This is a genomic window from Bacillus sp. 05T22 (assembly GCF_056396765.1).
On record NZ_JBFTMC010000012.1, the window covers coordinates 95,083 to 121,187 of the forward strand.

Genomic DNA, 26,105 nt, shown 5'->3' on the forward strand with positions numbered 1-26,105 from the left:
TATTATATTTTAGATACAATTGTTTTCGTTATGAGGTCATTCTCACTTTCTTTCCTGTTGTTGTCCACTTACCGCGGCAAGGGCTATACACGAGTTCATTAAATTGCAACACATTCAGATCACGTTGTATTGTTCGCGGTGTGATCCCGAACTCATCTACAAGGTCTTTCGTCGTTACCGTACCATTCTCATTGATGTACATATAAATTGATTTAATGCGTGTTAGCATACGAGTAGTCGTAGGTTTCAAGAGAAAACCACTCCTCTACTAGTTTTTTTGACCCCATTCAGGAAAGAAGGTCCTTACTTCCATTGTACTCCACTTGACAAATTTCATGCTTTAACCTAGTTAAATTTTACAAAAGTTTAACAAATAATAAAATATAAAAATATTGGTAGTTGACATTCTATGTCTCTTCTATCAACTACCACATAAATTTCTACGTAAAACGCCAAATTCCTGCAAATTTTTTTAGAAAAATAAAAGAAAAACTAATATGAAGTGTCTGAAAAATTAAAATTGTTCATTATTGGATGTTCTCCTGTTGTCATATCGGATTTTCGTTTGCTATGATGAAAGAGAGAATATAGAAGAGGTGAATGAGTTATGTCAGCAATTAATTGGACAGAAGAAGTTGAGAAAAGAAAAGATGAATTAATTCATGACGCGCAGCAATTCCTGCAAATTAAAAGTGTATGGGAAGAAGAAACGGAAAAAGAAGGTGCACCGTTTGGAGAAGGTGTAGCAAAGGCATTATCCTTCATGTTACATAAAGGGGAAGTAGAAGGATTTACTTCTAAAAATTTAGAAGGGTATGCAGGGCATCTTGAAATGGGACAAGGAGAAGAGTTAGTTGGCATTCTTTGTCACGTTGATGTTGTACCAGAAGGAGATGGTTGGACAACTCCTGCATACAGCGCTGATATTCGTGACGGAAAGATTTTTGCACGCGGTGCAATTGATGATAAAGGGCCAACAATGGCTGCTTACTATGCAATGAAAATTGTAAAAGAATTAGGATTGCCGCTTTCAAAACGCGTACGCATGATTTTAGGAACGGATGAAGAAAGCAACTGGAAATGTGTCGATCATTATTTCAAAAATGAAGAAATGCCAACAATGGGGTTCGCGCCAGATGCAGATTTTCCTATTATTAATGCGGAAAAAGGGATTTCTGATATACAAGTTGTGCAAAAGAATAGCGAAACAGAAGGCGGGGAATATGAGCTTGTTTCATTTGCTTCAGGTCGCCGTTTAAATATGGTTCCTGATTTTGCGGAAGCAGTGATTACGACTGAAAAAGCAGAGGAACTCAGCAATGCTTATGAACAATACTTACAAACTGTGAAGAAGACAGGTAAAGCAAATGTAGCAGGAAATACCGTGACACTACAATTAGAAGGAGTTTCAGCTCACGGTTCTACTCCTGAAAAAGGTGAAAATGCAGGACTCTTATTAGCGAACTTTTTAACAACGATTGCTCTTGACGGTAAAGGCGCTTCATTTGCGGCGTTTGTTACAGAAACATTTACGAATGATACGCTTGGAGAAAAAGCAGGAATCGCTTATAAAGATGAAATTAGCGGACCGTTAACAGTCAATGTAGGTCGCCTTTCTTATACGAAAGAAGAAGGCGGAAACTTAGGTTTAAATGTGCGCTATCCAGTAACAACGAATTTTGAAGAGACGGTGCAGAAATTAAAAGACTATGTCGGCAACAAAGGCTTCCAAGTAGCTGATTATTCTAACTCACGTCCGCATCACGTTGATAAAGATCATGTTTTAATTCGTACATTACAACGTGTGTATGAAGAACAAACAGGAGAGAAAGCGGAGCTATTAGCAATTGGTGGCGGTACATATGCTCGTTCATTAAAAGCTGGTGTAGCATTCGGTCCGCTTTTCCCTGGAAAAGAAGAACTTGCTCATCAAAAAGATGAGTATATTGAAATAGAAGATTTACTAAAAGCAACAGCAATTTATGCACAGGCAATTTATGAATTAGCGAAATAGGTTGATTTTCCTGTGATATATGACCGCTCCCTATTTTAGGGAGCGGATTCTTTTTATCCAATTGAATGAGATACAAAAGAAAAGCAACAATAACAAGAAAGGAGAAGATACAAATGGTACCACATTATTTTTTAGCAGTTACCCTGCCGGATCATATAAAAGAAATACTTGGAAATTACAAAGAAGAAATGAAGGATAAGTTGCCATTTCGCTCATGGGTATATAAGGAAGACTATCATATTACACTTGCTTTTTTAGGGAGTGCGGCGCAGGAACAATTGAAAGGAATAGAGAAAGGATTACAACTCCTTACAAATAAAACGGAATTAGATCTCACGCTGCAAAATTTTTCTACATTTGGCCTAGTAGAGAGCCCACGTATATTTTGGGCTGGATTAAAAGAAAATCAAGCGTTATTTGATATGCAAAAACAGGTGCATGCTATTTGTGAAAGAAACGGTTTTTCGCTTGAAACACGTCCCTATCATCCGCATATTACTGTTGCTCGTAAGTGGATGGGAGAAGAAACATTTAATCTTAAAGATCTGAAGCAATTAGATGCGATATTGTTTCAGGCTGATACGATTACATTGTATGAGTCTCACATCCATCAAACTCCAAAGTATGAGTCAATTTATGAAATAAAGTTACAGAATCTTAAAGTGTGAAAACGTTTCTTATGAATGTGAATATACTATAGAAAATAGTAAGTTTGTGTAACGTCCCATTTATCCTGTTATTTTCGGGCAGTAAGACCCCCCACCTCAATATTCAGAGAGAAACAAGGGAGATGGGTGGAAGATGAAGAAAACCCCCACTGATGGAAGTTTCACTTTATCTTTAGGGGATACCTATTTCTTACAGATATATAAATCTATTTTGATTTTTCAACATAAAATCCCCTGTTATGTAAAGCAAAAAGTGATCGCTACTTGTTTTCTCTCTTTGTTTTAGCGTTGCACGGGGCAGGAAGAGGTTCTGACCGCTTCTATGAATGGCCAGTTGCTCTCTCCCACCTAAAGATTGGGTTTTATGTCGGTTTTTCAAATTGTATTCATATAGTTTCATTTTAATTTCGAGAATGATGGTGATTTTTTATGCTGAAAGTAAAGCGTCCATTTGAAGCTTATTTAGATGAAATGAATAAAATTACAATTTTGCTCCCGCATACGTATGGAACAAGCCGGACATTTTTTATGCAGGAAGGAAATCATGTATGGGAGCTTAAGGTTGCTCAAATTATTTCCCTTGCAGATGTAACAAAGTATGAATGTTATATAGAATATCCACTTGATGTGGGGAAGTATTATACAGTGCGGGATGAGCGGAATGAAGAAACAGATTTACAAATTGGAGCGGTTATTCGAACGGCTGTATTTGATGAAAAATATTATTATGATGGTAGCGATTTAGGAGCTTGTTATAGAAAGGAAAAAACAACTTTTAAAATGTGGGCACCAACTGCAAGACTTGCGAAAGTAAGAATTTATAAAAATGATAAAGAGTATACGGATTATGAGATGCAAAGAGAAGAGAATGGTGTTTGGTCTCGTATTTTACAAGGAGACTTTGAATTAGCAAGGTATACATTTCTCGTTTGTATTAATTTAATATGGAATGAAGTTGTAGATCCATATGCAAAATCGGTATCGGTGAATGGTAAGTATGGAATTGTAATTGATCTTGCGAAGACATATGTAAAAGAACAAAATTCATTACCTAAACTTGAATCTTTTACGGATGCAATCCTTTATGAATTGCATATTCGTGATGCCACTATGCATCCAAATAGTGGTGTGGAAAAAAAGGGGACATATACTGGATTAACAGAAGAGAATACGAAGGGGAGACTTGGGACAGAGACGGCCTTTTCTTATATAAAAGGATTAGGAGTTACACATGTTGAGCTTTTACCTCTTCATCATTTTGCTGGAGTAGATGAAACGACCCCTTTTGTAACGTATAACTGGGGCTATAATCCATTATATTACAACGTTCCAACGGGAGTGTATGCAAGTGATCCTACCGACCCTTATAACCGAATCAAGGAATGTAAACAACTTATTGAAAAGTTTCATGAGCATGGACTCCGCGTTATTTTGGATGTTGTATACAACCATGTATATGAAAGAGAAACATCATCTTTTGAAAAGCTTGTACCAGGATACTATTTCAGACATGATGAAAATGGTATGCCATCAAATGGAACTGGAGTTGGGAATGATCTAGCATCAGAGCGAAAAATGATGCGGAAATTTATTATTAATTCTGTTTTATATTGGCTTACTGAATATAACGTGGATGGTTTTCGATTTGATTTAATGGGAATTTTAGATGTAGAAACGATGAATGAATTAGAAAAGGAAATAAGGAAAAGAAAAAAGGATGCACTGTTATTAGGGGAAGGCTGGGATTTACAAACACCGCTTCCGGCAGAAGAGAAGGCAACGCTTAACAATGCAAACAAAATGCCACAAATCGCGCAGTTCAACGATCAATTTCGTGATGGAATAAAAGGTAGCACGTTTGATGTAAGTAAACGTGGTTTTGCATTTGGAGGAAGTGTAGACCCCGCGCATTTGCAATATGTGTTAACAGGAAGTCTTGTAAATGAAAAAGGAGACGGGTTATTTTTAGAACCCATTCAAAGTATTAACTATGTGGAATGTCATGACAATATGACGATGTGGGATAAACTCGTGCGTAGCAATCAGGAAACGGAAGAAGTGCAAAAAAGGCGTCATCGTTTAGCGACAGCGATGACATTACTCTCACAAGGAATTCCATTTTTACATGCAGGACAAGAGTTTTATCGTTCTAAGAAAGGAAATGAAAATAGTTATAATGCGCTTGACGAAATTAATCAACTCGATTGGGATCAAAAAGAGAAAGAAATAGAAACAATTGCTTATATACAAGGCTTGATTGCGATTCGTAAGGCACATAGAGCGTTTCGCTTACAGTCAGCGAATCTTATAAAGAAGCATATGACATTTTTACAAACATCTCCTACTGTTGTTGCTTATCATTTACAAAATATAGGAAAGTTCGGTCCTTGGAAGGAAATTGTGGTGTTGTTTCATAATGGTGTGCAATTAGAAACGATTTCACTGCCGAAACACGAAATGTGGTACGTATTAGCAGACAGTACAAAAGCGAAAGTACATCCGATTTCTTCATTTCAAGGAAGTGAACTTCAAATGGTTCCGATTAGCTCGTATATATTGGCGATAATGTGACAAATCGCTACTTGACGATGAGAATATAATAAATGTAGAATTGACAAAGGTGACGATTTCGATAAGTTGTCATTGTATTATTGGTTTTGTAAAATATAAAAGAATAGACGGTTAGTTTGTTTTGATTTCTTGGCCCATGCCAAGTTTTCTTTTATCAAAAAAAGTAAGAAAACTCCACTTTCAAGGAATATGCTTAGTATAGTCTTTGAGGATGAAGATGAATTGCTAGTAACTGTCTTTATACAATATATTAAAAAATTAGTTCCAGGGGCGTTTGCCAATGGAATAGAGGGGTTGTGCATCAGGCAGCTGTGTCAACTCTACTCGTGTTAATCATCTGTTAGAGATGATTAACACGAGAAACCCCTACTTTAAGAGCCAAAGGAGCTAAGTGGCGGGAGTTTTCATATGAATCCACAACATCTTCAAAAGGTGTTGCGGTTTTTCTTTTCATAACTATAAAAGATAAGGATTTGTTAACGGGTAATGAATATGGAATGGTTGGAACAATTATTAGGAGAAGAGTGGAGTCTTATACCAGCTGGTGGGGCAACAGGCGATGCATATATTGCGCAAAATGGACAACAAAAGCTATTTTTAAAGCGGAATACATCGCCTTTTTTAGCGGTATTGTCAGCAGAAGGAATTGTTCCAAAATTACTTTGGACAAGAAGAGTGACGAACGGTGATGTGATTTCAGCTCAAAAGTGGCTTCCAGGGCAAAAGCTAGAGCCAGAGGATATGAAACTTGAGCGTGTTGCAAAGCTTTTAAAAAAAATACATTCATCTAAAGCGCTTGTGCAGATGATACAAAGGCTTGGAAAACAGCCGCTCTATGCGCAGGAGTTATTGCAACAATTGTATTTTGTTTTAAGAGGAGATTTAAGAACGGATGAAACGATTCAGACAGGGCTACGATATTTAAAAACCACACTGAAAGATGTTGAACATGATGAGTTTGTCGTGTGCCACTGTGACGTCAATCATAACAATTGGTTATTATCGAACGAAGATGAATTATTTTTAATTGATTGGGATGGAGCGCTTATTGCGGATCCTGCTCTTGATCTTGGTATGTTATTATATTGGTATGTTCCGCGTCACGAATGGGACGAATGGTTAGCGTATTATGGAATTGAAATGAATGAATCATTGGTTCATCGTATGAAGTGGTATGTAGTGGCACAAACTATTTTATCTGTTCAATGGCATACAACAAAAAAACAGCAAGCAGAAGCTGAATATTGGCATCAATATTTACAGCAACTACTTGCTTCAGAGTAATAAATAATTTAAGAGAAATTGTCCATTCCAGAAATCCATTGCGTGAGTTGCTCTTGATTATTGGAAATATGATTGTCTAAATCAGGAGAATATTTACCCGATTGACTATAGTAATATACATCGTTTAGCATTGCTTTTACATCGCTGTTCACACTATCGTTTGCAAGCAATGATTGAATGAGCCGTTCTAATTGTTCGCACTCAGAAACCGTTCCACAGCAATCGCTTTGGTGATTGACTAGAATATCTTTTAAAATTTCTAATTGATGTTGTTGATTAATCGGCATGATTGGATCATCCTTTCGATTGTTGTTCAATTTGAACAAGTAAGAGAAATTTTCTATTTCGTCATGGAGTAGCTAATCATTGGCTAACGAAACGTTTCTACAGGAGAGTTTCGTTCTATGCTCTTTGTAGTTTGTATCAAAATGGAACACCTTATACTTGAAAGAAACGGACCGAGTGCTCGTACGTACTTGGTTTTTTGTTTGATAGATTGATTAAAAAAGAAAGAAGGAATAAACCTTCTAAAAATAGTCTGGTAAAGAGAGGAAGACATCTATGCGTTTAAGACATAAACCATATGCAATGGATCGAATTAATGAGTATTCACAGTTTGTAATTGGAAACCCAGAGGAGCGTTGTGGCAATTGGAAAGAAGTGTTTGGAAATGACCATCCGATCCATATTGAAGTAGGAACAGGTCGTGGTCGTTTCGTTTATGAGATGGCAAAAGCGAATCCGCATATTAACTATATCGGAATTGAAAAATTCACAAGTGTTATCGTAGATGCGCTTGATAGGTTAATTGAAGAAGAAGTACCAAACTTAAAATTAATTAATAAAGATGCTGAAGATTTAACAGTTTTCTTTGCGGAAGGCGAAATTGACCGTGTGTATTTAAACTTCTCAGATCCATGGCCAAAAAATCGTCACGAGAAGCGTCGTTTAACGTATAAAACATTTTTACGCAATTATGAAGAAGTGTTAGTAACAGGCGGAGAGATTCATTTTAAAACGGATAACCAAAGTTTATTTGAATACTCTCTTATGAGTATGGCTGAATATGGCATGCTACTCACATTCCTTAGCTTAGATCTTCATAACAGTGATTTCGAAGGTAACATTATGACGGAATACGAAGAGAAGTTTTCTAGTAAAGGACATCGTATTTATCGTGTTGAAGCGAAATATAGAACAAAACCTGCGCAGTAATGCGCAGGTTTTTTTGTTGTAAAAAAACATTCTGAATTTTGTGTTAGAATAAAGAGGAACTTTAATCAGCCCGCACCAATCGGGCTTTTACGGGCAGTTGATTCCCCGACTAACTTCTTTGCATTTGCTGCATTTTGAGGTGGGAGTCTTACTGCACACGAATAGCGGGGTAAAATGGAAAAGGGGGAATGTGGAATGGAATCTTTAAAAATCGGAGAAATAAAAGTGACATGGCTCCGCGGAGGGAACACTCATTTAGATGGGGGAGCGATGTTTGGTGTCGTACCAAAAATCTTATGGTCACGCAAATATAAACATAATGATACAAATCATATTTATTTAAGAACAGATCCGTTGCTTGTACAAACGAAAGAAGGAAATATGCTCATTGATTCAGGAATTGGAAATAATAAAATGAATGAAAAAATGAAGCGGAATCAAGGGGTAACAGAAGAATCGTCAGTTGAACATTCTCTAGTGGAGCGCGGTCTAACAGCTGAAGATATTCATTATGTATTAATGACACACCTTCATTTTGATCATGCATCAGGATTAACAAAATCGGAAGATGGTGAGCTTGTTCCGACGTTTCCAAATGCAAAAGTGTATGTATCAGAAATAGAATGGAATGAAATGAAAAACCCTAATATCCGCTCTCGTAATACATATTGGAAAGAAAATTGGGAGCCAATTGTAGAGCAAATTGTCACTTTCAAAGACGAAATACAAATTTCAGATGAAATCAGAATGGTACATACAGGAGGGCATAGTGATGGTCATGCTGTAATTGTTCTTGAAAGTAAAGGAGAAACGATGCTTCATTTAGCGGATCTCTTGCCAACGCATGCTCATCAAAACGTATTATGGGTGATGGCATATGATGATTATCCAATGACTTCAATTGAACATAAGCAAAAATGGATGAAGTATGGCACAGAAAAGAAAGCATGGTTCACTTTTTATCATGATGCCTATTATCGCGCTGTGAAGTGGGATGAGGAAGGGAATATGGTTGAGAAGGTAGAACGAAAAGAGGAAAATGTATTAAGTGAAGTGTAAGAAAGATAGAAGTATGGAGTGGAGGGTCACCCCCTCCACTAAAAAGTAAATTTTTTATGTTCTTGTTCACCTACAAACACATGGCAAGGATTTGTCGAAAGAAATACTGTTAAAATATTCTGAAAATTGTTATAATATCTCTGAGTTACTGCATTGTGACATGCTCTATATGAGAAACTTTTTATTCGAAAGGGGGAAACGTATTGTATATAACGATTGGAAATTTGCTTGAACTGACTACTGGAAATTATCCAAATAAAGAAGCGATTGTTGAACCGAAAAAAAATATTCGCTGGACGTATACAGAATGGAATGAACAGGTGAATAAGCTAGCTTATGCGCTCCAAAAAAGTGGTATACAAAAAGGTGACCGTGTCTCGACATTTCTCTTTAATAGTAGTGAACTAGCAACTACATGTTTCGCTTGTGCAAAAATTGGCGCCATATTTAACCCAATCAATTTCAGATTAAAACCACAAGAACTCATTTATATATTAGAAGATGCCTCTCCAAAAATCGTACTTTTTGAACAGCAATTATCCTCTCAAGTACAAAGCATTTATAAACAATTTCCTCATATTCAGTTCTGGTACATTGACCAAAATCATCCATCGTTTTCTATTTCATATGAAGAAAAATTATTCAATGCATTACCGGATTTTGAAACAGTAGAAGTAAAAGAAGATGATATTTGTTCCATTATGTATACAAGTGGAACAACCGGTTATCCGAAGGGAGTACTTCACCGTCACCAAGAAATTATCGATCAAAGCTTGATAGGAATCGCATATTTACATTATACCGAGAATAGTCGCGGTCTTGTAACAGCACCGATGTTTCATTGTGCTGAGCTGCATTGTTGCTTCGTTCCAAGGGTACATAGCGGCGGGGCGAATATTATTCTACACCATTTCGATGCAAAGAATGTGCTCGAAACGATTGAAAAAGAGAAGGTTACTGTTATGTTTGCGGCACCTACAATGTGGAATATGATGTTGCAGGAAGATTTAATGCAGTATGATTTATCTTCTCTTAGGTACGGTTTATATGGAGCAGCTTCAATGGCACCGGCACTTGTAAAAGCTTGTGATGAAAAATTGAATGTTTCATTAGTACAAGCTTATGGTATGACGGAAATGGGACCGGCAGTTACTTTTTTACGAGAGAATGAGCAACTTACTAAAGTAGGTTCTGCAGGAAAAGCTGCTTATAATCATGAAATTCGTGTTGTCCGTCCAAATGAAGAAGGACCATCTGAGCCGAATGATATATTACGACCGTATGAAATTGGAGAAATTATTGTGCGAGGTTCCTGTTTGATGAAAGGGTATTACAACAATGAAGAGGCAACAGCAAAAGCATTATATAAAGGATGGTACCATTCAGGAGATTTGGGGTATGTAGATACAGATGGTTATTTATACGTTGCGGATCGCGTTGACGATATGGTTGTTAGTGGTGGAGAAAACATTTACCCACGTGAGGTCGAGGATTTTTTGTATACACATGAAAGTGTTTTAGATGTTGCGGTGCTTGGAGAGAAAGATGAGCTTTGGGGAGAAAGTGTTCTAGCATACATCGTTTCAAAAGATCAGTCTCTTACCGAAGAGATATTAGATGAGTATTGCAAAGCAAGTGATAAGCTTGCTGATTATAAACGTCCACGTCGCTATGTGTTTGTTGAACAACTGCCAAGAAATGCAAGCGGTAAAATTCAAAAGTTTATTTTGCGTAATGCAGAAACGGAAGCTAAGGGGAGGATATGATGAGGCATAAATATTTACAGGAGGAGCATCACATTTTTCGTCATGCTTTTCATAAATTTTTAGAAAAGGAAGCATATCCATACTATAACGAATGGGAAAAAGAAGGAATAATTCCTCGTGCTTTTTGGACAAGAATGGGGAGTAAAGGTTTTCTTTGTCCAATGGTAGATGAGCGGTATGGTGGAGCAGGTGCTGATTTTGGATATTCGGTTGTCATTAACGAGGAACTTGAAAAGGTTGGATCAAGTTTAATCGGAATTGGTTTGCACAATGACATTGTCGTTCCATACTTCATGCAGTATGGAACAGAAGAACAAAAGAAACGTTGGTTACCAAAATGTGTAAGCGGTGAATGTATAACTGCAATTGCGATGACGGAGCCAGGAGCAGGTTCGGACTTAGCGAGTATTCGAACAACTGCAAGAAAAGAAGGTGATTATTATGTCGTGAATGGAGAAAAAACATTTATTACAAATGGTATTCATGCAGATTTAGTTATCGTTGTTTGTAAGACAGATACAAATATTAAACCGGCTCATAAAGGCATTAGTCTACTTTTTTTAGAAAGAGGAATGGAGGGATTTAAAAGAGGAAAAAAACTAAAAAAAATCGGCTTACATAGTCAAGATACAGCAGAACTTATTTTTGAAGATGTAAAAGTGCCTGCTTCGAATTTGTTAGGGGAAGAAGGAAAAGGTTTTTATTATCTCATGGAAAAGTTGCAGCAAGAACGTCTCATTGTTGCAATTGCAGCTAAAACAGCCGCGGAAGTGATGCTACATATAACGAAAAACTATGTCCAAGAGCGAAAAGCATTTGGGAAAAGTATAAGCGATTTTCAAACAGTACAGTTTCGATTAGCAGAGATGTATACGGAAATTGAAATTGGCAGAACATTTGTCGATGACTGTATTGCCAATCACATGAATGGTGAGAACATCGTAACGAAAGTATCGATGGCGAAGTGGTGGCTGACAGATCTTGCAAAAAAAGTGTCAGCAGAGTGCATACAATTGCACGGTGGATATGGATATATGGAAGAATACGAGATTGCGCGGCGTTATCGTGATATTCCAGTAAGCGCGATTTATGCTGGTACGAATGAGATTATGAAAAACATAATTGCGAAGGGTATGGGCTTATGATGTTGAAAGGAATAACAGTTGTTGATTTTTCTCACTACTTACCAGGTCCGTATGCAGCACTTCGCCTTGCTGATTTAGGTGCAGAAGTGATAAAGGTAGAACCGCTTTATGGTGATTTAGCAAGAGGGTTGGAATCTGGTAATCAGGCGTTTTTTTATGCGAATAATCGTAACAAGAAAAGTATTGCAATAAACGTAAAGCATCCAGAAGGAGTAGCGGTAGTGAAAAAACTTCTTCAAAAATCTGATGTTTTAATAGAAAGCTTTCGGCCTAACGTAATGAACCGTCTTGGTCTTGGATATGAAGAAGTTAAACGGATAAATAAAAGTATCATTTATACTTCATTAACTGGATATGGACAAAATAAAGAACATTCGAATCTTGCAAGCCACGACATAAATTTTATGGCAGTAAGCGGCGTATTAGCACAGTTGAAAGATCAAGAAGGAATTCCGGTTCATCCCAAAATTACCCTTGGGGATGAGATAGGCGGAATGATGGCTTCAGAAAAAATTATGGCAGCATTGTTTCAAAGAGAGCGAACTGGGGAAGGGAGTTATCACGATATTTCCCTCACAGATAGCTTAATGATGTTAATGAACAATCATATCATGCTTGAAAAAATGTATAACAAACGTCATGGGCTAGATTTGCTTAGCGGTAAGATTGTATGTTATTCCCTCTACGAAACGAGCGATGAAAGGTTTGTTGCGCTCGGAGCAGTTGAACAGAAATTTTGGCATTCCTTTTGTGAAGCGGTAGGAAGAGTAGAATGGGGGGATAAGCAATATGAACTAACTCAAGATGGTCAAATCATTTATGAGCAAATGAAAGCACTCTTTGCTAGTAAGCCATTGGCGTACTGGACGAAATTTGCGATGGAAGTGGATTGTTGTTTAGCGCCTGTTTTGGAGACAAATGAATTATCGTCGTCACCATTTACAAGGCATCTAGTAAATGAGAAAGGATATGTATTTACACATACGAGTCATGCATTTGCGAATCCACCGAAGCTTGGTGAGCATACCGAAGAAGTGTTGCAAAAGCTTGGATTATCGAAGTTAGAGATTGAGAGATTGGAACAATTAGATGTAATTGAGCGAGTTCGTGTATGAATAATTAGAGAGAAGATAGAGAATCAAGGGGACATTTATTTCTCGTGAATATGCAAGACTATTTCGAAAAGTATTGATTCGTTGTTGAAATGTATGTTGTGGAAATGAAAAGAAAATAATTAAAGGAGGAAAATAATGATTCAAAATATCGCAGTAATTGGTGCAGGAATTATGGGAAGTGGAATTGTCCAAGCGTTAGCGATGGGCGATAAACATGTGAAAATGTATGATATATCAGAAGAAAGTTTACAAAAAGCTTATGGAACTATCACCAAAAGCTTGAGTCGTTTCGTGAACGCAGGACGTATGACAGAGGAAGAAAAAAATGGCATTCTAGCTCATATTACTTCTACAGTTATATTGGAAGAAGCTTGCCAAAATGTAGAGCTTGTTATTGAAGCAGTACCAGAAATATTACAGTTAAAGAAGGAGATTTTTCAAAAGCTAGATTTGTATACATCGCAATCTACTATTCTAGCAACGAATACGTCTGAATTAAGTGTAACTGCAATTGCAAGTGTAACAAGTCGTCCAGAAAAAGTAGTGGGGATGCATTGGTTTAATCCCGCTCCTGTTATGAAGCTCGTTGAAATTGTACGAGGAGTGGTTACAGCAGAAAGTACGATACAAGCAGTAAGAACAGTCTCAGAAGGAATTGGGAAAGAAACGGTTGTTGTGAAAGATATGCAAGGATTTGTGACGTCGCGGGCAATTGCTATTCATATGTTAGAGTGCATGCGTATGTATGAAGAAGGAATTACAAGTAAAGAGGACATTGATAAGGCAATTAAGCTTGGTTTGAACTATCCAATGGGACCATTTGAATTAGCGGATTATGTAGGGCTAGATACGATGCTATTTGCGAGTACAGGACTAATGGAAGCATTTGGCGATAGGTTTAGAGCGCCGCAAACACTTGTGAAACTTGTAGAGGCAGGACATCTTGGAAGAAAGACTGGGAAAGGTTTTTATGATTATTCAAAAGGGAAAGTAGGCGAGAAAATATGAAGCGGGACGTTGTTATTGTTGAAGCTGTACGTACGCCAGTTGGTAAAAGAAATGGGGCATTTCGTTTACTTCACCCCATACAACTTGCGGCAGTTGCACTGAGTGAAGTAACAAAACGGGGGAATATAGAAAAAGGACTTATAGAAGATATAGTTATGGGGTGTGTAACGCCAATTAACGAACAAGGTTTTAATATTGGAAGACTTTCGGCACTTGAAGCAGATTTTCCTATAACGGTTCCAGCAGTAACGATTAATAGGCTCTGTGGTTCAGGGCAACAGGCTATTCACTTTGCTGCGCAAGAAATTAAATCAGGGGATATGGACATTACGATTGCAGCTGGTGTTGAGCATATGACAAAAGTTCCTATTTTAAGTGATGGAAATGAGCAGACGATCCCGAGTAGTCTTCGCGAAAAGTATCAAATTGTGCATCAAGGTGTATCTGCTGAGATGATTGCAGAAAAATATGGTATTACACGTGAACAGTTAGATGCTTACGCGCTAGAAAGTCATAGACGCGCACTTCAAGCTATTGAATCTGGACACTTTCAGCGAGAGATTGTACCACTGCGTGGTGTAGATAAAGAAGGCAATGAAATATTAGTTGAAAATGATGAAGGTCCGAGAAGGGATACTTCTTATGAAGCGTTATCAAATTTAAAAACAGTGTTTAAAGAAAATGGAGTGATTACAGCAGGGAATGCAAGTCAAATTAGTGATGGTGCTGCAGCAATCTTGCTGATGGATAGTGAAAAGGCTAAAGAGCTAGGTTGTAAAGCACGTGCTCGTATTGTTAATCAAGTGGTTGTTGGTTCTGACCCGACAACAATGCTTGATGGCGTTATCCCTGCAACAAAAAAAGTGCTACAAAAATCAAATTTAACAATTCGTGATATGGATGTTGTAGAAATCAATGAAGCATTTGCATCGGTTGTTTTAGCATGGCAAAAGGAAATGGAAGCGGATTTACAAAAGGTGAATGTTAATGGTGGTGCGATTGCGCTAGGTCATCCACTTGGGGCAACTGGTGCGAAATTAATGACTTCTCTTCTTCATGAATTGGAGCGGAGGCAGGGAAGGTACGGCCTACTGACAATTTGCATCGGACATGGGATGTCGACAGCGATGATAATTGAAAGAATGTGAAAAAGTGTGCAGAAATTCATCTGCACACTTTAATCTCACTACTCATGAGTGGTAGCCCTCACCTCAAAGTTATGCAAGCGGAGTATTATTGTCCGTAACAATCTAATTGGCCGGGAGTGAATAATCAATGTGGGAATGAGGCCCTCCACTGATCAAAATTTCACTTTATGCTTTTTGATTTTCTAAGTTATTTTAAGCAGCCGTTACTTCTAAAACGGTACCTGTTTTTGCATCTACTAAAAATTCAAATCGTTCTTGTATATCATTTAAAATTGTTGTAAGACCGCCGCGGTATACTTCGTACGCGACATCATATTTTTCAAACGTCTCTGGAACCATATGTACCCAAGAGCCAGTAATTTCGCCTTTATGACTTAATGCTTGTTTCACCATTTTTAATGCTTTCTCTGAAGAAATATGGGATTGTTCTTGAACTTTGTTTGCAACAAGATAACCAGCTGCAAAACCAACACCAACACCAGCTAGTAAACCTTTCCAGCTCATATATTCACCTCAATTCTATAAAGTAGTGTATTGATGATAATTATAATGCAATTTTAACGAAAAAAGAAGAAACTAGAAACATTTCGAAAATTTCGTTACAATAAAAGAGGTATTCTACTAAGGTTTGAAAGAAGGGAACTTCGTGAATAAAGAGACATTAGAATTATTTCGTACGTTAACAGAATTACAAGGTACATCAGGATTTGAACATGATGTGCGCCGTTTTATGAAAGAGGAGTTAAGTAAATATGCAGATGAAATCGTCCAAGACGGTTTAGGTAGCGTGTTCGGTCTGAAAAAAGGGGATGAAAATGGCCCACGTGTACTTGTAGCTGGTCATATGGATGAAGTTGGTTTTATGGTTACGCAAATTACGAAAAACGGGATGATTCGTTTTCAAACGCTAGGTGGCTGGTGGAGTCAAGTATTGCTGGCGCAGCGTGTACAAATTATGACGAAAAACGGCCCGGTTGTTGGGGTTGTTGGTTCGATTCCACCTCATTTATTAAGTGATGCACAACGTGCGAAACCAATGGATATAAAAAATATGTTAATTGATATAGGTGCAGATAGTTATGAACAAGCGCTTGAGATTGGTGTGAAACCAGGCCAACAAATTGTTCCAATTTGTCCGTTTACACCAATGGCAAACGAAAAGAAAATTATGGCGAAAGCTTGGGATAATCGCTACGGCTGTGGTCTTGCGATTGAATTGTTAAAAGAATTAAAAGATGAAACATTACCAAACACGTTATACTCTGGTGCGACTGTACAAGAAGAAGTTGGTCTTCGCGGCGCACAAACAGCAGCTAATATGATTCAGCCAGATATTTTCTATGCGCTTGATGCGAGTCCAGCAAATGATGCATCTGGGGATAAAACGCAGTTCGGTCAATTAGGAAAAGGAGCACTTCTTCGCATTTATGACCGTACAATGGTAACACATAGAGGAATGCGTGAATTTATTTTAGATACAGCAGAAACACATAACATTCCGTACCAGTACTTTATTTCACAAGGTGGTACAGATGCAGGTCGTGTACATACGAGTAACTCAGGTATTCCGTCAGCAGTAATTGGTGTTTGCGCTCGTTACATTCATACACATGCTTCTATTTTACATGTTGATGATTATGCAGCAGCGAAAGAATTGATTACAAAACTTGTGAAAGCAACAGATAAAACAACATTAGAAACAATTAAGAACAATGCTTAAAAGAAAGGGCCGAATTCGGCCTTTTCTTTTCGTATATGAAAAGAAATAAAAACACTCTTTTTAGATGGGAGAGAGCGTCCGCTCATGCATAGAAGCGGTCAGTGCTCTTTTTAGCCCCATACCATGTGAAACCAAAAAGAGACAATGAGTGGAGGTCTTTTTTGGGTCTCATAGCCGTAATGTATATGTTGGGAAATGGAAGAGGACATATGATGAAGAACTGAACAAAACACTCTTTTTTAGATAGGAGAGAGCGTCCGCTCATGTATAGCAAAGTTCAGACTTTTTCCTATCCCATATAGAGTTAAAAACAAAGAAAGAACAAGAGTGTCAATTACCTTTTGTTCTTTGTAGCAATGACTTATATAGAGGTGAACAATATGAAAGTAGCAGTCGGCTCAAAAAATCAAACAAAAGTAGGAGCCGTACAAGAAGTATGGAAAGAGGTAAGTATTACTTCAGTTTCTGTTCCTTCAGGAGTTGCAGCACAGCCATTTTCTGATGAGGAAACGATGCAAGGCGCAATCAATAGAGCGAAGCGAGCACTAGAAGAAAAACAAGCTGACATCGGTATCGGACTAGAAGGCGGCGTAATGAAAACAGAGCACGGTTTGTTTATGTGCAATTGGGGTGCTTTGGCGACAAGCGCGGGGAAAGTATTTGTCGCAGGCGGGGCACGGATTATGCTTCCTGATGATTTTCTTTCTCCTCTTGAAGATGGAAAAGAGTTAAGTGAAGTAATGGAGGCATTTGTAAAACGAAAAGACATTCGTAGCCATGAAGGTGCAATCGGAATCTTTACAGATCATTATGTGGATCGTACACAATTATTTGTACATGTTGTAAAGCTGTTAATTGGGCAATATAAGTATGACGAAAAACAAGCATAAACCTTGCACCATACGTGATGTATGGTAGTATAAAAGAAGATTAGAGATGAAAAGATACACTTCGTTAGAGGAGGAAATATAGATGAAATCATTAGAAAGCATGGAACAATTTCAAGAATTAAAAAATGAAGAGAACGTCATTTTTATGTTCTCAGCAGAATGGTGCCCAGACTGCCGTTTTATTGATCCATTTATGCCAGAAGTAGAAGAGAAATATAGCGATTTCTCATTTTACTATGTAGATCGTGACGAATTTATTGACCTTTGCGTGAAATTAGACGTATTTGGCATTCCGAGCTTTGTAGCGTACAATAAAGGTGAAGAAACTGGACGCTATGTAAACAAAGATCGTAAAACACAAGAACAAATCGAAGCGTTTATTGAAGGGTTAAAATAAGGCGATCTCGCCAATTAAATTGTAAAAACAACCTCTACCTTCGCGGGGGAGGTTATTTTTTTGGAAGGGAGGCAAACGAAATGAAAATGACAAGCAAAAAGATGAAAGACGAGTTAATGACTAGATTAGCTCGTCCAGAGTGGGAATTTCATTATGATAGCGAGAAGGATACGCTCCGTATTGAACAAAAAGATACGAAAAAGGGAATTAATGTTTCGCTTCCAGGAGTTGTGGCGAAATGGGAAGTGAAGAAGGAAGCAGCGATTGAAGATGTTGTGTATTACGTACAAGAGGCGCTACTTGCGATGCATAAAGAAGAAAGCGGCGCGGCAAAAATTTTACCGGTTATTCGATCCACTTCTTTTCCAAAGCAAGCTGAAGAAGGAAACCCTTTCGTAATGACAGATCATACAGCAGAAACGCGCATTTATTATGCATTAGATTCCAATAAAACATATCGATTAATTGATAAACGTTTGTTACAAAAACTAGGACTTACAGAGCAGCAAGTACGTGAAATGGCATTGTTTAATGTACGTTCCTTAAGTCATTCATTTAAACAAGATGAAGTGGCGGGGAATACATTTTATTTCTTAAACACAAATGATGGCTATGATGCGAGTCGTATTTTGAATGAATCATTATTACAATCGATGCGTGAAAAGATTTCAGGTGACATGGTTGTAGCTGTTCCACACCAAGATGTATTAATTATTGCTGATATCGTGAACGAAATCGGTTATGATATTATTGCACAAATGACAATGAAGTTTTTTGCCGAAGGTCATGTTCCGATTACATCACTTTCATTCGTATATGAAGATGGGGACTTTGAGCCAATCTTTATTTTAGCGAAGAATCGGAAGAAGACAAATGGAAAAGAGAAAGGATGAACAAAGTGAACGTTTTTTACAACCTTGAAGGAATTGGCGACACATTAATCGTTGCCTTACAAGATATCACATTAGAAAACCGTACATTTGACCGCAAAGGAGATGTTGCACGCGTTTATGATCGTGAAAGCAACGTAACAGGAGGATTCAACATCTTTAATGCGTCTTCTTATGTAGAAGTAAAGGAAACAGGAAACATTACTTTAACAAAAGAGCTTGTTGAAAAAATCAATGACATTTTAGCAAAGAATGGCTTTGAAGAAAAAGTAGAAGCAGACCTCACGCCGAAATTTGTCGTTGGCTACGTAGCTGAAAAAGAAAAGCATCCAAATGCAGATAAACTAAACATTTGTAAAGTAGAAATCGGTACAGATACACTACAAATCGTATGTGGTGCACCAAACATTGATGCAGGACAAAAAGTTGTTGTCGCAAAAATCGGTGCTGTAATGCCAAGTGGTATGTTAATTAAACCAGCTGAGCTTCGCGGCGTTCCATCTTCTGGAATGATTTGTTCTGCACGTGAATTAGAGCTTCCGGATGCTCCTCAGGAAAAAGGTATTCTTGTATTAGAAGACAGCTATGAGGTTGGACAAGAGTTCAAATTTTAATTGATATATAATTACAAATTGAAAACCCGACATAAAACCCAATCTTTAGGTGAGAGAGAGCATCCGGCCATACATAGAAGTGGTCAGATCCTTTTCCTGCCCCATGCCAAGTGAAAACAAAGGGAAAAAACAAGTAGCGATCATCTTTTGTTCTTCGTAGCAGCGAACGATATGCCGGAAAATTAAAATAGAATTATATAGAAAAAATAGTCTCATGATAAAATGAGGCTATTTTTTTATTTACATGTCCTTATATTGTAACGCTTTTCTCAAAATCTATATTGTATTTCAAAAACAAATTAGTTAAAATTTAGAAAAATATATAAATGCAAATTGAAAACCCGACATAAAACCCAATCTTTAGGTGGGAGAGAACATCTGGCCATGCATAGAAGCGGTCAGCCCCTTTTCCTGCCCCATGTCAAGTGAAAACAAAAAGAGAGAACGAGTGCAGGTCACCTTTTGTTTTTCATAGCAGCGACTTATATGTTGAAAAATCAAAATGGAGTTATATAGAAGGAGATAGGAACATATGAGACAATTTCCAAAAGTGAAAGAGCTTCTGGGGCTTATCGAAACTTCGAAGAAACATGATATTGAATTACAATCATTTGAAATATATTTATTGCATGAAAATGAATTGGAAAAGGGACAAATTGGATATCGATATGATAAAAACAAAAATTCACTCATGAGTGGGAAAAAGGGAGATTGGCAAGAGAGTTGGATTGTTATTGGATATGATACAGATATGGGTGATCCTATCTTTGTTGATATAGATAATCCACTCCATCCGATCTACACAGCTGAACAAGGATCGGAAATATGGGAACCAGTTTGTATAGCACGTAGTATAGATGAGATTATGAAACAGTTAAAAGAAATTTAGGGTGTTTTTATATAAATGCAAATTGAAAACCCGACATAAAACCCAATCTTTAGGTGGGAGAGAACATCTGGCCATGCATAGAAGCGATCAGTCCCTCTTTCAGTCCCATGCCAAGTGAAAACAAAAAGAGAGAACGAGTACAGGTCACCTTTTGTTTTTCATAGCAGCGACTTATACACTTGGAAACCAAAATGGATATATAAATAGAGTATGCGCAAAGTAGATGGGAGGAGGAAGCTATGAAATATATAAAAATGATGTGTGTAGTTGTATTACTTGGAATATATATGGGAGCGTGCTCGAAGGAACAAGAGAAGAAAATACCATCTACTGTGCAAGAAGAGAATAAAAAGGTTGTAGAACAAACGAAAGAAACGCCACCAGAGAAGCAAGCGGAAAAAGAGAAGAAAATAGAAGCTGAATTACCAGTGGAACAAAATGGAGAACAAGAGAAAAATGTTGAACAAGAACCATCCGTGGAGCAAGATGAAAAACAAGAGCTAAAGGTAGAGCAAGTACCACAGGCTGAGGAATCGGCCAAAACCCTTGAGGTAAAAGGAAATGCTGAGCAAAAACAAGCAAAATTTCTTGTTGTAATTGACCCAGGGCATCAAGAGAAAGCAAATTTAAATTTAGAACCAATTGGCCCGGGGGCAACTGAGCAAAAGTATAAAGTGACTGATGGAACGACAGGTGTTGTGACGAAAAAAAGAGAATCTGTTCTTGTATTAGAAGCTGCTGTCATATTGAAAGAGAAGCTCGAAGCAAAAGGTATGCAAGTACTTATGACAAGAACAACACATGATGTTGATATAAGTAATAAGGAGCGAGCGACATTTGCGAATGAGCATCAAGCAGATTTATTTTTACGCCTTCATGCGGATGGTTCAGAAAATCGAGCACAAAAAGGGTTTGCTGTGTTGACGCCAGCGGAAGGAAATACATATACAAAAGGAATCTATGCAGAAAGTTTACAAGTTTCTCAAATAATCGTAAAGAAAATGAAAGAAAACAGCCAGGTAAAAGTAAATGGAATCAAGTTTCGAGATGATCTTTCTGGATTTAATTGGTCAAAAGTTCCAGGCGTTTTACTTGAGCTTGGATTTATGTCGAATCCTGAAGAAGATCAGAAACTATCAGACACACAATATTTAGACTCTTTACTGCAAAGTGTAACCGATAGTGTAGAAGAATATCGGAAGAGTAAAGCTTAAACGGCAGTCTTATATATGAGGCTGTTTTTTTATGTATAAATACAAGTGAAAACCTTTCTTTTTGGGTGTGAGAGAGGGGACCGGCTATGTATAGAAGCGGTCAGGTCCTTTTTGAGCCCCGTGCCGGGTTTAAAACAAAGGGAGAAGGAGAGAGTAGGCCCTCTTTTGTGTTCATAGCCGCGACTTGTATGTTGAGAATCTATTGTACTTACTGAAAATTTGAATATGGTAGACAAAATACAAGAGCGTAATTTTACCTGCACTTTTTGCCGAATGCTGATACAATAAAGGATGTTACTATTTAGTAGAAAGAGTGGTAAACATGTTAGATTGGATGAAAAAGCTGTTTAACAAAGAGGAACATCAGGAAGAAAAAGCAGCGATAAATAAAGCAGTACCGAAGAACACTGAAAGTAAGCCGAAAATTCCTCGTGTAAACCACTACACTGAAGCAAGAGAAGCACAAATGGCTAGTCGGAATTTAGGTGTGAAATGCCGATTTCCGTTAATACCTGATGATGGATTTGATGAGGAGAATGTGGAAGAATCAACACATTTTGAGCAGCAACCTCTGCCAAGAGTAACGAACATGGAGAGACGCAGGCCAAGATATGTAGAAGAAGAACCAGAACCAGTTCATACATTTGCCCCGCCAAAAATTGAACGAGAAATTGAGCCAGAGCCTATCGTGCCAAAAAAATCTGTGCCAGTACAAGAAAGCCGTCGAAGACCATTTCGCCCGACAGAAATGATTTCGCCTATCTTTGGATATAAACGTCCTTCGAGAGAGAAACAAGAAGTTAAGACGGAAGAAAAAGGGCAGGAAGATCTTGAAATATCCGTTGAAGGAAAATCTGTCGTCGATGCTTGGTTGGAGAAAAAAGGATACTCTATTTCGAATTTCTCAGACGAATCCTTTATTCCTTCTAAGAAGCAGGAGAAAAACCTGGAGCATACTGGGCAACAAGAAAGCCCAGAAGAGGAAAAGTCAGTTGTTGATCAGTGGCTAGAGAAAAACGGTTACGATTCTGAGCGTTCATTCACTTCGTTAGAGGGGCAAGAAAAGGTAGATGTCATTTCAGACTCTCTTCCATTTGAAACTGATAACTTGTTACATAAATCAGTTGGACAGGATAATAAGAAAGAAGAGCATACTGTTGAAATCGTACAGGTATTTGAGCAAGAACCAGATGTAGTGGCGTTATCACAATATGATAACGAAGCGAAGGAAGAAATCTTGCAAGATGAGTTGCTAGATTCTACGGTAGAGAATATGGATACAGCGTCAACGGAAGAAAATGAATATAAGAAAGAAATAGAAGAAGAACAGCTAGTGGAGAAAACTACTTTAGAAGAAAATGTTGTTGAAGAAGTGGAAGAAGCTGAAGAACCAACGCCGGAAGTTGGAGAAGTGGAAGAAGCTGAAGAACCAACGCCGGAAGTTGGAGAAGTGGAAGAAGCTGAAGAACCAACGCCGGAAGTTGAAGAAGTGGAAGAAGCTGAAGAACCAACGCCGGAAGTTGAAGAAGTGGAAGAAGCTGAAGAACCAACGCCGGAAGTTGGAGAAGTGGAAGAAGCTGAAGAACCAACGCTGGAAGTTGAAGAAGTGGAAGAAGCTGAAGAACCAACGCTGGAAGTTGGAGAAGTGGAAGAAGCTGAAGAACCAACGCCGGAAGTTGAAGCAGTGGAGGAACCAGAAGAAACGCTGGTAGCAGAAACATTTGAAGAAGCAAAAATTGCCGAAACAGCGAAAGAGTCTGCAGAAGAAACGGCTCAAGTAGTAGTTGAAAAAACGACAGAACAAGAGAATTTGGTTTCTAAAGCGGAAAACAATGTTTCAGAAACATCTTCAGCAGCAGACGAGCACACGAAGGAAGCAGTTCAAAACTTTGCAAATGTATTAATCGAAGAGGCAGAAGAAAAGCAAGAAGTTGCTGTGGAACAGCCTGTTAAGCAAAAAGAAGAACCGAAACGTGAGAAAAAGCGCCATGTGCCGTTTAATGTTGTGATGTTAAAACAAGATAGAAGAAAGTTAATAGAGAGACATGTGGCAGGAATGAAAACGCCGCAGACTCCTATAAAACAAGCTGAAGAACCAGTAAAGGTGCACGAGCAGTCTGTACAACAAGTGGAAGAAGCACCACAAGGAAAAGCGCAAACTGCACAGCAAGTTATAGTGGAAACTCAAGTGGAAGAGAAACCAGTAGAACAGGTTATAGTGGAAACTCAAGTGGAAGAGAAACCAGTAGAACAAGTTATAGTGGAAACTCAAGTGGAAGAGAAACCAGTAGAACAAGTTATAGTGGAAACTCAAGTGGAAGAGAAACCAGTAGAACGAGTTATAGTGGAAACTCAAGTGGAAGAGAAACCAGTAGAACGAGTTGCAGTGGAAGATCAAGTAACAGAGGAGCCAGTTCAACAAACGGAAATGAAGGCACCTGTTGCAAGTGCAGGAGTACAAGAGAAAGCATACGTTATAGCGCGAAGAGAGAATGATATGCGTAATGTACTGCAAACACCGCCTGAATATGCTATGCCACCATTAACACTATTGACGATTCCAAGTCAGTCGACATTAGATAATACGGAATGGTTAGAAGAACAGAAAGAATTATTAGATACGACGTTTAATAATTTCCATGTTGGGGCTCATGTTATCAATGTTTCACAAGGACCAGCTGTAACGCGCTTCGAAGTACAACCTGATCCGGGTGTGAAAGTAAATAAAATCACAAATTTAAGTGATGATATTAAGCTGAGTTTAGCTGCAAAGGATGTTCGAATTGAAGCACCAATTCCAGGGAAAAGTGCCATCGGAATTGAGGTTCCGAATAAAGAAAGTAAGCCGGTATTTCTTCGGGAAATCTTAAGAAGTCCTGTGTTTACGAAGAGTGAATCACCGCTTACAGTTGCGCTTGGACTTGATATTTCTGGAGCGCCAATTGTAACCGATATTCGAAAGATGCCGCATGGACTCATTGCTGGTGCGACTGGTTCAGGGAAAAGTGTGTGCATTAACGCGATTTTAACGAGTATTTTATATAAAGCGAAACCACATGAAGTGAAGCTGATGTTGATTGACCCGAAAATGGTTGAGCTCGCACCATATAATTCTATTCCCCATCTTGTAGCACCTGTTATTACAGATGTGAAAGCTGCTACAGCAGCGTTAAAATGGGCTGTAGAAGAAATGGAACACCGTTATGAATTGTTTGCGCATGCTGGTGCACGTGATTTAGCTCGTTATAATACCATCGTAAGTAGCCGAGAAATTCCAGGGGAAACATTGCCGTACATTGTTATTGTAATTGATGAGTTAGCCGATTTAATGATGGTTGCTCCTGGTGATGTAGAGGAAGCAATTTGCCGCATTGCACAAAAAGCACGTGCTTGTGGTATTCACTTATTAGTTGCAACGCAGCGTCCGTCTGTGGATGTTATTACAGGATTGATTAAATCAAACATTCCAACGCGTATTGCGTTTACAGTATCATCTCAAGTAGATTCACGTACAATCATTGATATTGGAGGAGCGGAAAAATTACTTGGTCGCGGTGATATGCTATTTTTAGGAAACGGTACGTCAAAACCCGTTCGTGTACAAGGGGTATACGTATCGGATGATGAAATTGAAAAAACAGTTGAACATGTGAAAAAGCAAATGAAGCCGAACTATTTATTTAAGCAAGAGGATTTATTGGCGAAAACAGAACAACATGAAGCCGAAGATGAACTGTTTTTTGATGCATGTCAATTTGTTGTAGAACAAGGGGGAGCGTCCACATCTTCTGTACAGAGAAAATTCCGCATCGGTTATAATCGTGCGGCACGTCTTATTGAAGAGATGGAAGCACAAGGTATTATTTCCGAAGCAAGGGGAACAAAACCGAGGGATGTTCTTATTTCAGAGGATGAGTTTGCTGCGATGCAGGAAACGAATGTATAGGAAGCGGTTTTGCTGTATACTAAGAGAAAATGTTGGATAGTAAAGTAGGGAGTAAACGACATGAAAGAAATTGAATTAAAATTAAAAGGTGAAATCAATCGACTAACAAATAAAACATTTAAATTTGATGAACGAGTTGGGGAAGGTTGGTTCTCTGCCGTTTACTTTTTAAAAACTCGTGACATTATTCAAGAATTTCGCCCGAAAAGTGTTGTGACAATGCAATTTTTCCAAAAGGAACATGCGGTACTTTGCGGAACAGATGAAGTATTAGCATTGTTACAAACATTTGCTGAACATCCGGAAGAGCTTGAAATCCATTCTTTAAAAGATGGGGACAATATTAATCCATTTGAAACAGTTTTAACAATCTCTGGACCTTATGAATATTTCGGGTTTTTAGAAGGTGTAATCGATGGGATCTTAGCTCGTCGTACATCTGTTGCAACAAATGTATATAATGTTGTACAAGCTGCTCGCAGTGGTGAAAAAGAAAAACCTGTTATTTTCATGGGAGACCGTGATGATCATTATACACAGCAAGCTGGTGAT

At 38.1% G+C, this 26,105-nt stretch carries 23 protein-coding genes; 20 read left to right on the forward strand and 3 right to left on the reverse strand.

Features of this window, described 5'->3' with window-relative positions:
* Positions 1 to 28 precede the first annotated feature (28 nt).
* Positions 29 to 250: a DeoR family transcriptional regulator gene (locus tag AC1DIT_RS06695; RefSeq protein ID WP_000805512.1), complete on the reverse strand. Its 222-nt coding sequence runs from the start codon at positions 248 to 250 to the stop codon at positions 29 to 31.
* 357 nt (positions 251 to 607) lie between these two features.
* Here AC1DIT_RS06695 and pepV point away from each other — a divergent pair, with 357 nt between their 5' ends.
* The 4 genes from pepV (at position 608) to AC1DIT_RS06715 (ending at position 6,537) form a co-directional block, all read left to right on the forward strand.
* On the forward strand, positions 608 to 2,014 hold the full coding sequence (pepV, locus tag AC1DIT_RS06700) for a dipeptidase PepV (protein ID WP_016116693.1): 1,407 nt from the start codon (positions 608 to 610) through the stop codon (positions 2,012 to 2,014).
* Between the two features lie 113 nt (positions 2,015 to 2,127).
* Positions 2,128 to 2,682, forward strand: coding sequence for an RNA 2',3'-cyclic phosphodiesterase (gene thpR / locus AC1DIT_RS06705; protein WP_016116692.1), 555 nt, complete (start codon positions 2,128 to 2,130; stop codon positions 2,680 to 2,682).
* 429 nt (positions 2,683 to 3,111) lie between these two features.
* On the forward strand, positions 3,112 to 5,253 hold the full coding sequence (gene pulA / locus AC1DIT_RS06710; RefSeq protein ID WP_016116691.1) for a type I pullulanase: 2,142 nt from the start codon (positions 3,112 to 3,114) through the stop codon (positions 5,251 to 5,253).
* A 486-nt stretch (positions 5,254 to 5,739) separates the two neighbouring features.
* Positions 5,740 to 6,537: a phosphotransferase family protein gene (locus AC1DIT_RS06715; RefSeq protein ID WP_016116690.1), complete on the forward strand. Its 798-nt coding sequence runs from the start codon at positions 5,740 to 5,742 to the stop codon at positions 6,535 to 6,537.
* Positions 6,538 to 6,545: 8 nt separating this feature from the next.
* On the opposite strand, the gene AC1DIT_RS06720 is transcribed toward AC1DIT_RS06715, so the two are convergent.
* Entirely contained in the window at positions 6,546 to 6,824 is a 279-nt protein-coding gene (locus tag AC1DIT_RS06720) for a YtzH-like family protein (protein WP_016116689.1), read from the reverse strand.
* 274 nt (positions 6,825 to 7,098) lie between these two features.
* Here AC1DIT_RS06720 and trmB point away from each other — a divergent pair, with 274 nt between their 5' ends.
* The 7 genes from trmB to AC1DIT_RS06755 all read left to right on the forward strand — a co-directional run bounded on the left by trmB (position 7,099) and on the right by AC1DIT_RS06755 (position 14,993).
* On the forward strand, positions 7,099 to 7,752 hold the full coding sequence (gene trmB / locus AC1DIT_RS06725; protein WP_016133307.1) for a tRNA (guanosine(46)-N7)-methyltransferase TrmB: 654 nt from the start codon (positions 7,099 to 7,101) through the stop codon (positions 7,750 to 7,752).
* Between the two features lie 195 nt (positions 7,753 to 7,947).
* On the forward strand, positions 7,948 to 8,811 hold the full coding sequence (locus tag AC1DIT_RS06730; RefSeq protein WP_016116688.1) for a YtnP family quorum-quenching lactonase: 864 nt from the start codon (positions 7,948 to 7,950) through the stop codon (positions 8,809 to 8,811).
* Positions 8,812 to 9,014: 203 nt separating this feature from the next.
* Positions 9,015 to 10,577, forward strand: a complete 1,563-nt coding sequence (locus AC1DIT_RS06735) for a fatty acid--CoA ligase (RefSeq protein ID WP_016133306.1) — start codon at positions 9,015 to 9,017, stop codon at positions 10,575 to 10,577.
* Positions 10,577 to 11,722 carry an acyl-CoA dehydrogenase family protein gene (locus AC1DIT_RS06740; protein ID WP_476998110.1) on the forward strand — a complete coding sequence of 382 codons (1,146 nt, stop codon included), beginning with the start codon at positions 10,577 to 10,579 and terminating at the stop codon, positions 11,720 to 11,722. Before AC1DIT_RS06735 ends, AC1DIT_RS06740 begins: the two co-directional genes overlap by 1 nt.
* A complete protein-coding gene (locus AC1DIT_RS06745) occupies positions 11,722 to 12,837 on the forward strand; it encodes a CaiB/BaiF CoA transferase family protein (protein ID WP_016132124.1) in 1,116 nt (371 codons plus the stop codon). Before AC1DIT_RS06740 ends, AC1DIT_RS06745 begins: the two co-directional genes overlap by 1 nt.
* 135 nt (positions 12,838 to 12,972) lie before the next feature.
* Positions 12,973 to 13,845, forward strand: a complete 873-nt coding sequence (locus tag AC1DIT_RS06750) for a 3-hydroxyacyl-CoA dehydrogenase family protein (protein ID WP_016116684.1) — start codon at positions 12,973 to 12,975, stop codon at positions 13,843 to 13,845.
* Positions 13,842 to 14,993 carry a thiolase family protein gene (locus tag AC1DIT_RS06755; protein WP_016116683.1) on the forward strand — a complete coding sequence of 384 codons (1,152 nt, stop codon included), beginning with the start codon at positions 13,842 to 13,844 and terminating at the stop codon, positions 14,991 to 14,993. Before AC1DIT_RS06750 ends, AC1DIT_RS06755 begins: the two co-directional genes overlap by 4 nt.
* A gap of 192 nt (positions 14,994 to 15,185) precedes the next feature.
* Here AC1DIT_RS06755 and AC1DIT_RS06760 read toward each other — a convergent pair whose 3' ends face one another.
* Positions 15,186 to 15,497 (reverse strand): PepSY domain-containing protein, encoded by a 312-nt coding sequence (locus tag AC1DIT_RS06760; RefSeq protein WP_016116682.1) that lies wholly within the window; start codon positions 15,495 to 15,497, stop codon positions 15,186 to 15,188.
* Positions 15,498 to 15,639: 142 nt separating this feature from the next.
* Here AC1DIT_RS06760 and AC1DIT_RS06765 point away from each other — a divergent pair, with 142 nt between their 5' ends.
* From AC1DIT_RS06765 to AC1DIT_RS06805, 9 genes are all read left to right on the forward strand, one after another.
* Entirely contained in the window at positions 15,640 to 16,713 is a 1,074-nt protein-coding gene (locus AC1DIT_RS06765; RefSeq protein ID WP_016116681.1) for a M42 family metallopeptidase, read from the forward strand.
* Positions 16,714 to 17,093: 380 nt separating this feature from the next.
* Positions 17,094 to 17,603, forward strand: a complete 510-nt coding sequence (locus AC1DIT_RS06770; RefSeq protein ID WP_003201255.1) for a DUF84 family protein — start codon at positions 17,094 to 17,096, stop codon at positions 17,601 to 17,603.
* Between the two features lie 82 nt (positions 17,604 to 17,685).
* Entirely contained in the window at positions 17,686 to 18,000 is a 315-nt protein-coding gene (locus AC1DIT_RS06775; RefSeq protein ID WP_003201257.1) for a thioredoxin family protein, read from the forward strand.
* Positions 18,001 to 18,080: 80 nt separating this feature from the next.
* Positions 18,081 to 18,893, forward strand: a complete 813-nt coding sequence (locus AC1DIT_RS06780; RefSeq protein WP_016116680.1) for a DUF1444 domain-containing protein — start codon at positions 18,081 to 18,083, stop codon at positions 18,891 to 18,893.
* A complete protein-coding gene (ytpR, locus tag AC1DIT_RS06785; protein ID WP_016116679.1) occupies positions 18,890 to 19,504 on the forward strand; it encodes a YtpR family tRNA-binding protein in 615 nt (204 codons plus the stop codon). The genes AC1DIT_RS06780 and ytpR overlap by 4 nt, the downstream gene beginning before the upstream one ends.
* Before the next feature lie 532 nt (positions 19,505 to 20,036).
* Entirely contained in the window at positions 20,037 to 20,393 is a 357-nt protein-coding gene (locus AC1DIT_RS06790; RefSeq protein WP_003201263.1) for a hypothetical protein, read from the forward strand.
* Positions 20,394 to 20,632: 239 nt separating this feature from the next.
* Entirely contained in the window at positions 20,633 to 21,607 is a 975-nt protein-coding gene (locus tag AC1DIT_RS06795) for an N-acetylmuramoyl-L-alanine amidase (protein WP_016116678.1), read from the forward strand.
* 322 nt (positions 21,608 to 21,929) lie between these two features.
* Positions 21,930 to 25,553, forward strand: coding sequence for a DNA translocase FtsK (locus AC1DIT_RS06800; RefSeq protein WP_476998111.1), 3,624 nt, complete (start codon positions 21,930 to 21,932; stop codon positions 25,551 to 25,553).
* Between the two features lie 60 nt (positions 25,554 to 25,613).
* The coding region (locus AC1DIT_RS06805; protein WP_476998112.1) for a nicotinate phosphoribosyltransferase at positions 25,614 to 26,105 on the forward strand (492 nt) is incomplete at its 3' end.

Coding starts and splice junctions, on each gene's coding strand:
- AC1DIT_RS06790 (WP_003201263.1), top strand. CDS start 20,037: ATGAGACAATTTCCAAAAGTGAAAGAGCTTCTGGGGCTTATCGAAACT.
- AC1DIT_RS06715 (WP_016116690.1), top strand. CDS start 5,740: ATGAATATGGAATGGTTGGAACAATTATTAGGAGAAGAGTGGAGTCTT.
- AC1DIT_RS06720 (WP_016116689.1), bottom strand. CDS start 6,824: ATGCCGATTAATCAACAACATCAATTAGAAATTTTAAAAGATATTCTA.
- thpR (WP_016116692.1), top strand. CDS start 2,128: ATGGTACCACATTATTTTTTAGCAGTTACCCTGCCGGATCATATAAAA.
- AC1DIT_RS06780 (WP_016116680.1), top strand. CDS start 18,081: ATGAAAATGACAAGCAAAAAGATGAAAGACGAGTTAATGACTAGATTA.
- AC1DIT_RS06750 (WP_016116684.1), top strand. CDS start 12,973: ATGATTCAAAATATCGCAGTAATTGGTGCAGGAATTATGGGAAGTGGA.
- trmB (WP_016133307.1), top strand. CDS start 7,099: ATGCGTTTAAGACATAAACCATATGCAATGGATCGAATTAATGAGTAT.
- AC1DIT_RS06760 (WP_016116682.1), bottom strand. CDS start 15,497: ATGAGCTGGAAAGGTTTACTAGCTGGTGTTGGTGTTGGTTTTGCAGCT.
- AC1DIT_RS06770 (WP_003201255.1), top strand. CDS start 17,094: ATGAAAGTAGCAGTCGGCTCAAAAAATCAAACAAAAGTAGGAGCCGTA.
- AC1DIT_RS06755 (WP_016116683.1), top strand. CDS start 13,842: ATGAAGCGGGACGTTGTTATTGTTGAAGCTGTACGTACGCCAGTTGGT.
- pulA (WP_016116691.1), top strand. CDS start 3,112: ATGCTGAAAGTAAAGCGTCCATTTGAAGCTTATTTAGATGAAATGAAT.
- AC1DIT_RS06730 (WP_016116688.1), top strand. CDS start 7,948: ATGGAATCTTTAAAAATCGGAGAAATAAAAGTGACATGGCTCCGCGGA.
- AC1DIT_RS06795 (WP_016116678.1), top strand. CDS start 20,633: ATGAAATATATAAAAATGATGTGTGTAGTTGTATTACTTGGAATATAT.
- AC1DIT_RS06740 (WP_476998110.1), top strand. CDS start 10,577: ATGAGGCATAAATATTTACAGGAGGAGCATCACATTTTTCGTCATGCT.
- AC1DIT_RS06800 (WP_476998111.1), top strand. CDS start 21,930: ATGTTAGATTGGATGAAAAAGCTGTTTAACAAAGAGGAACATCAGGAA.
- AC1DIT_RS06775 (WP_003201257.1), top strand. CDS start 17,686: ATGAAATCATTAGAAAGCATGGAACAATTTCAAGAATTAAAAAATGAA.
- pepV (WP_016116693.1), top strand. CDS start 608: ATGTCAGCAATTAATTGGACAGAAGAAGTTGAGAAAAGAAAAGATGAA.
- AC1DIT_RS06745 (WP_016132124.1), top strand. CDS start 11,722: ATGTTGAAAGGAATAACAGTTGTTGATTTTTCTCACTACTTACCAGGT.
- ytpR (WP_016116679.1), top strand. CDS start 18,890: ATGAACAAAGTGAACGTTTTTTACAACCTTGAAGGAATTGGCGACACA.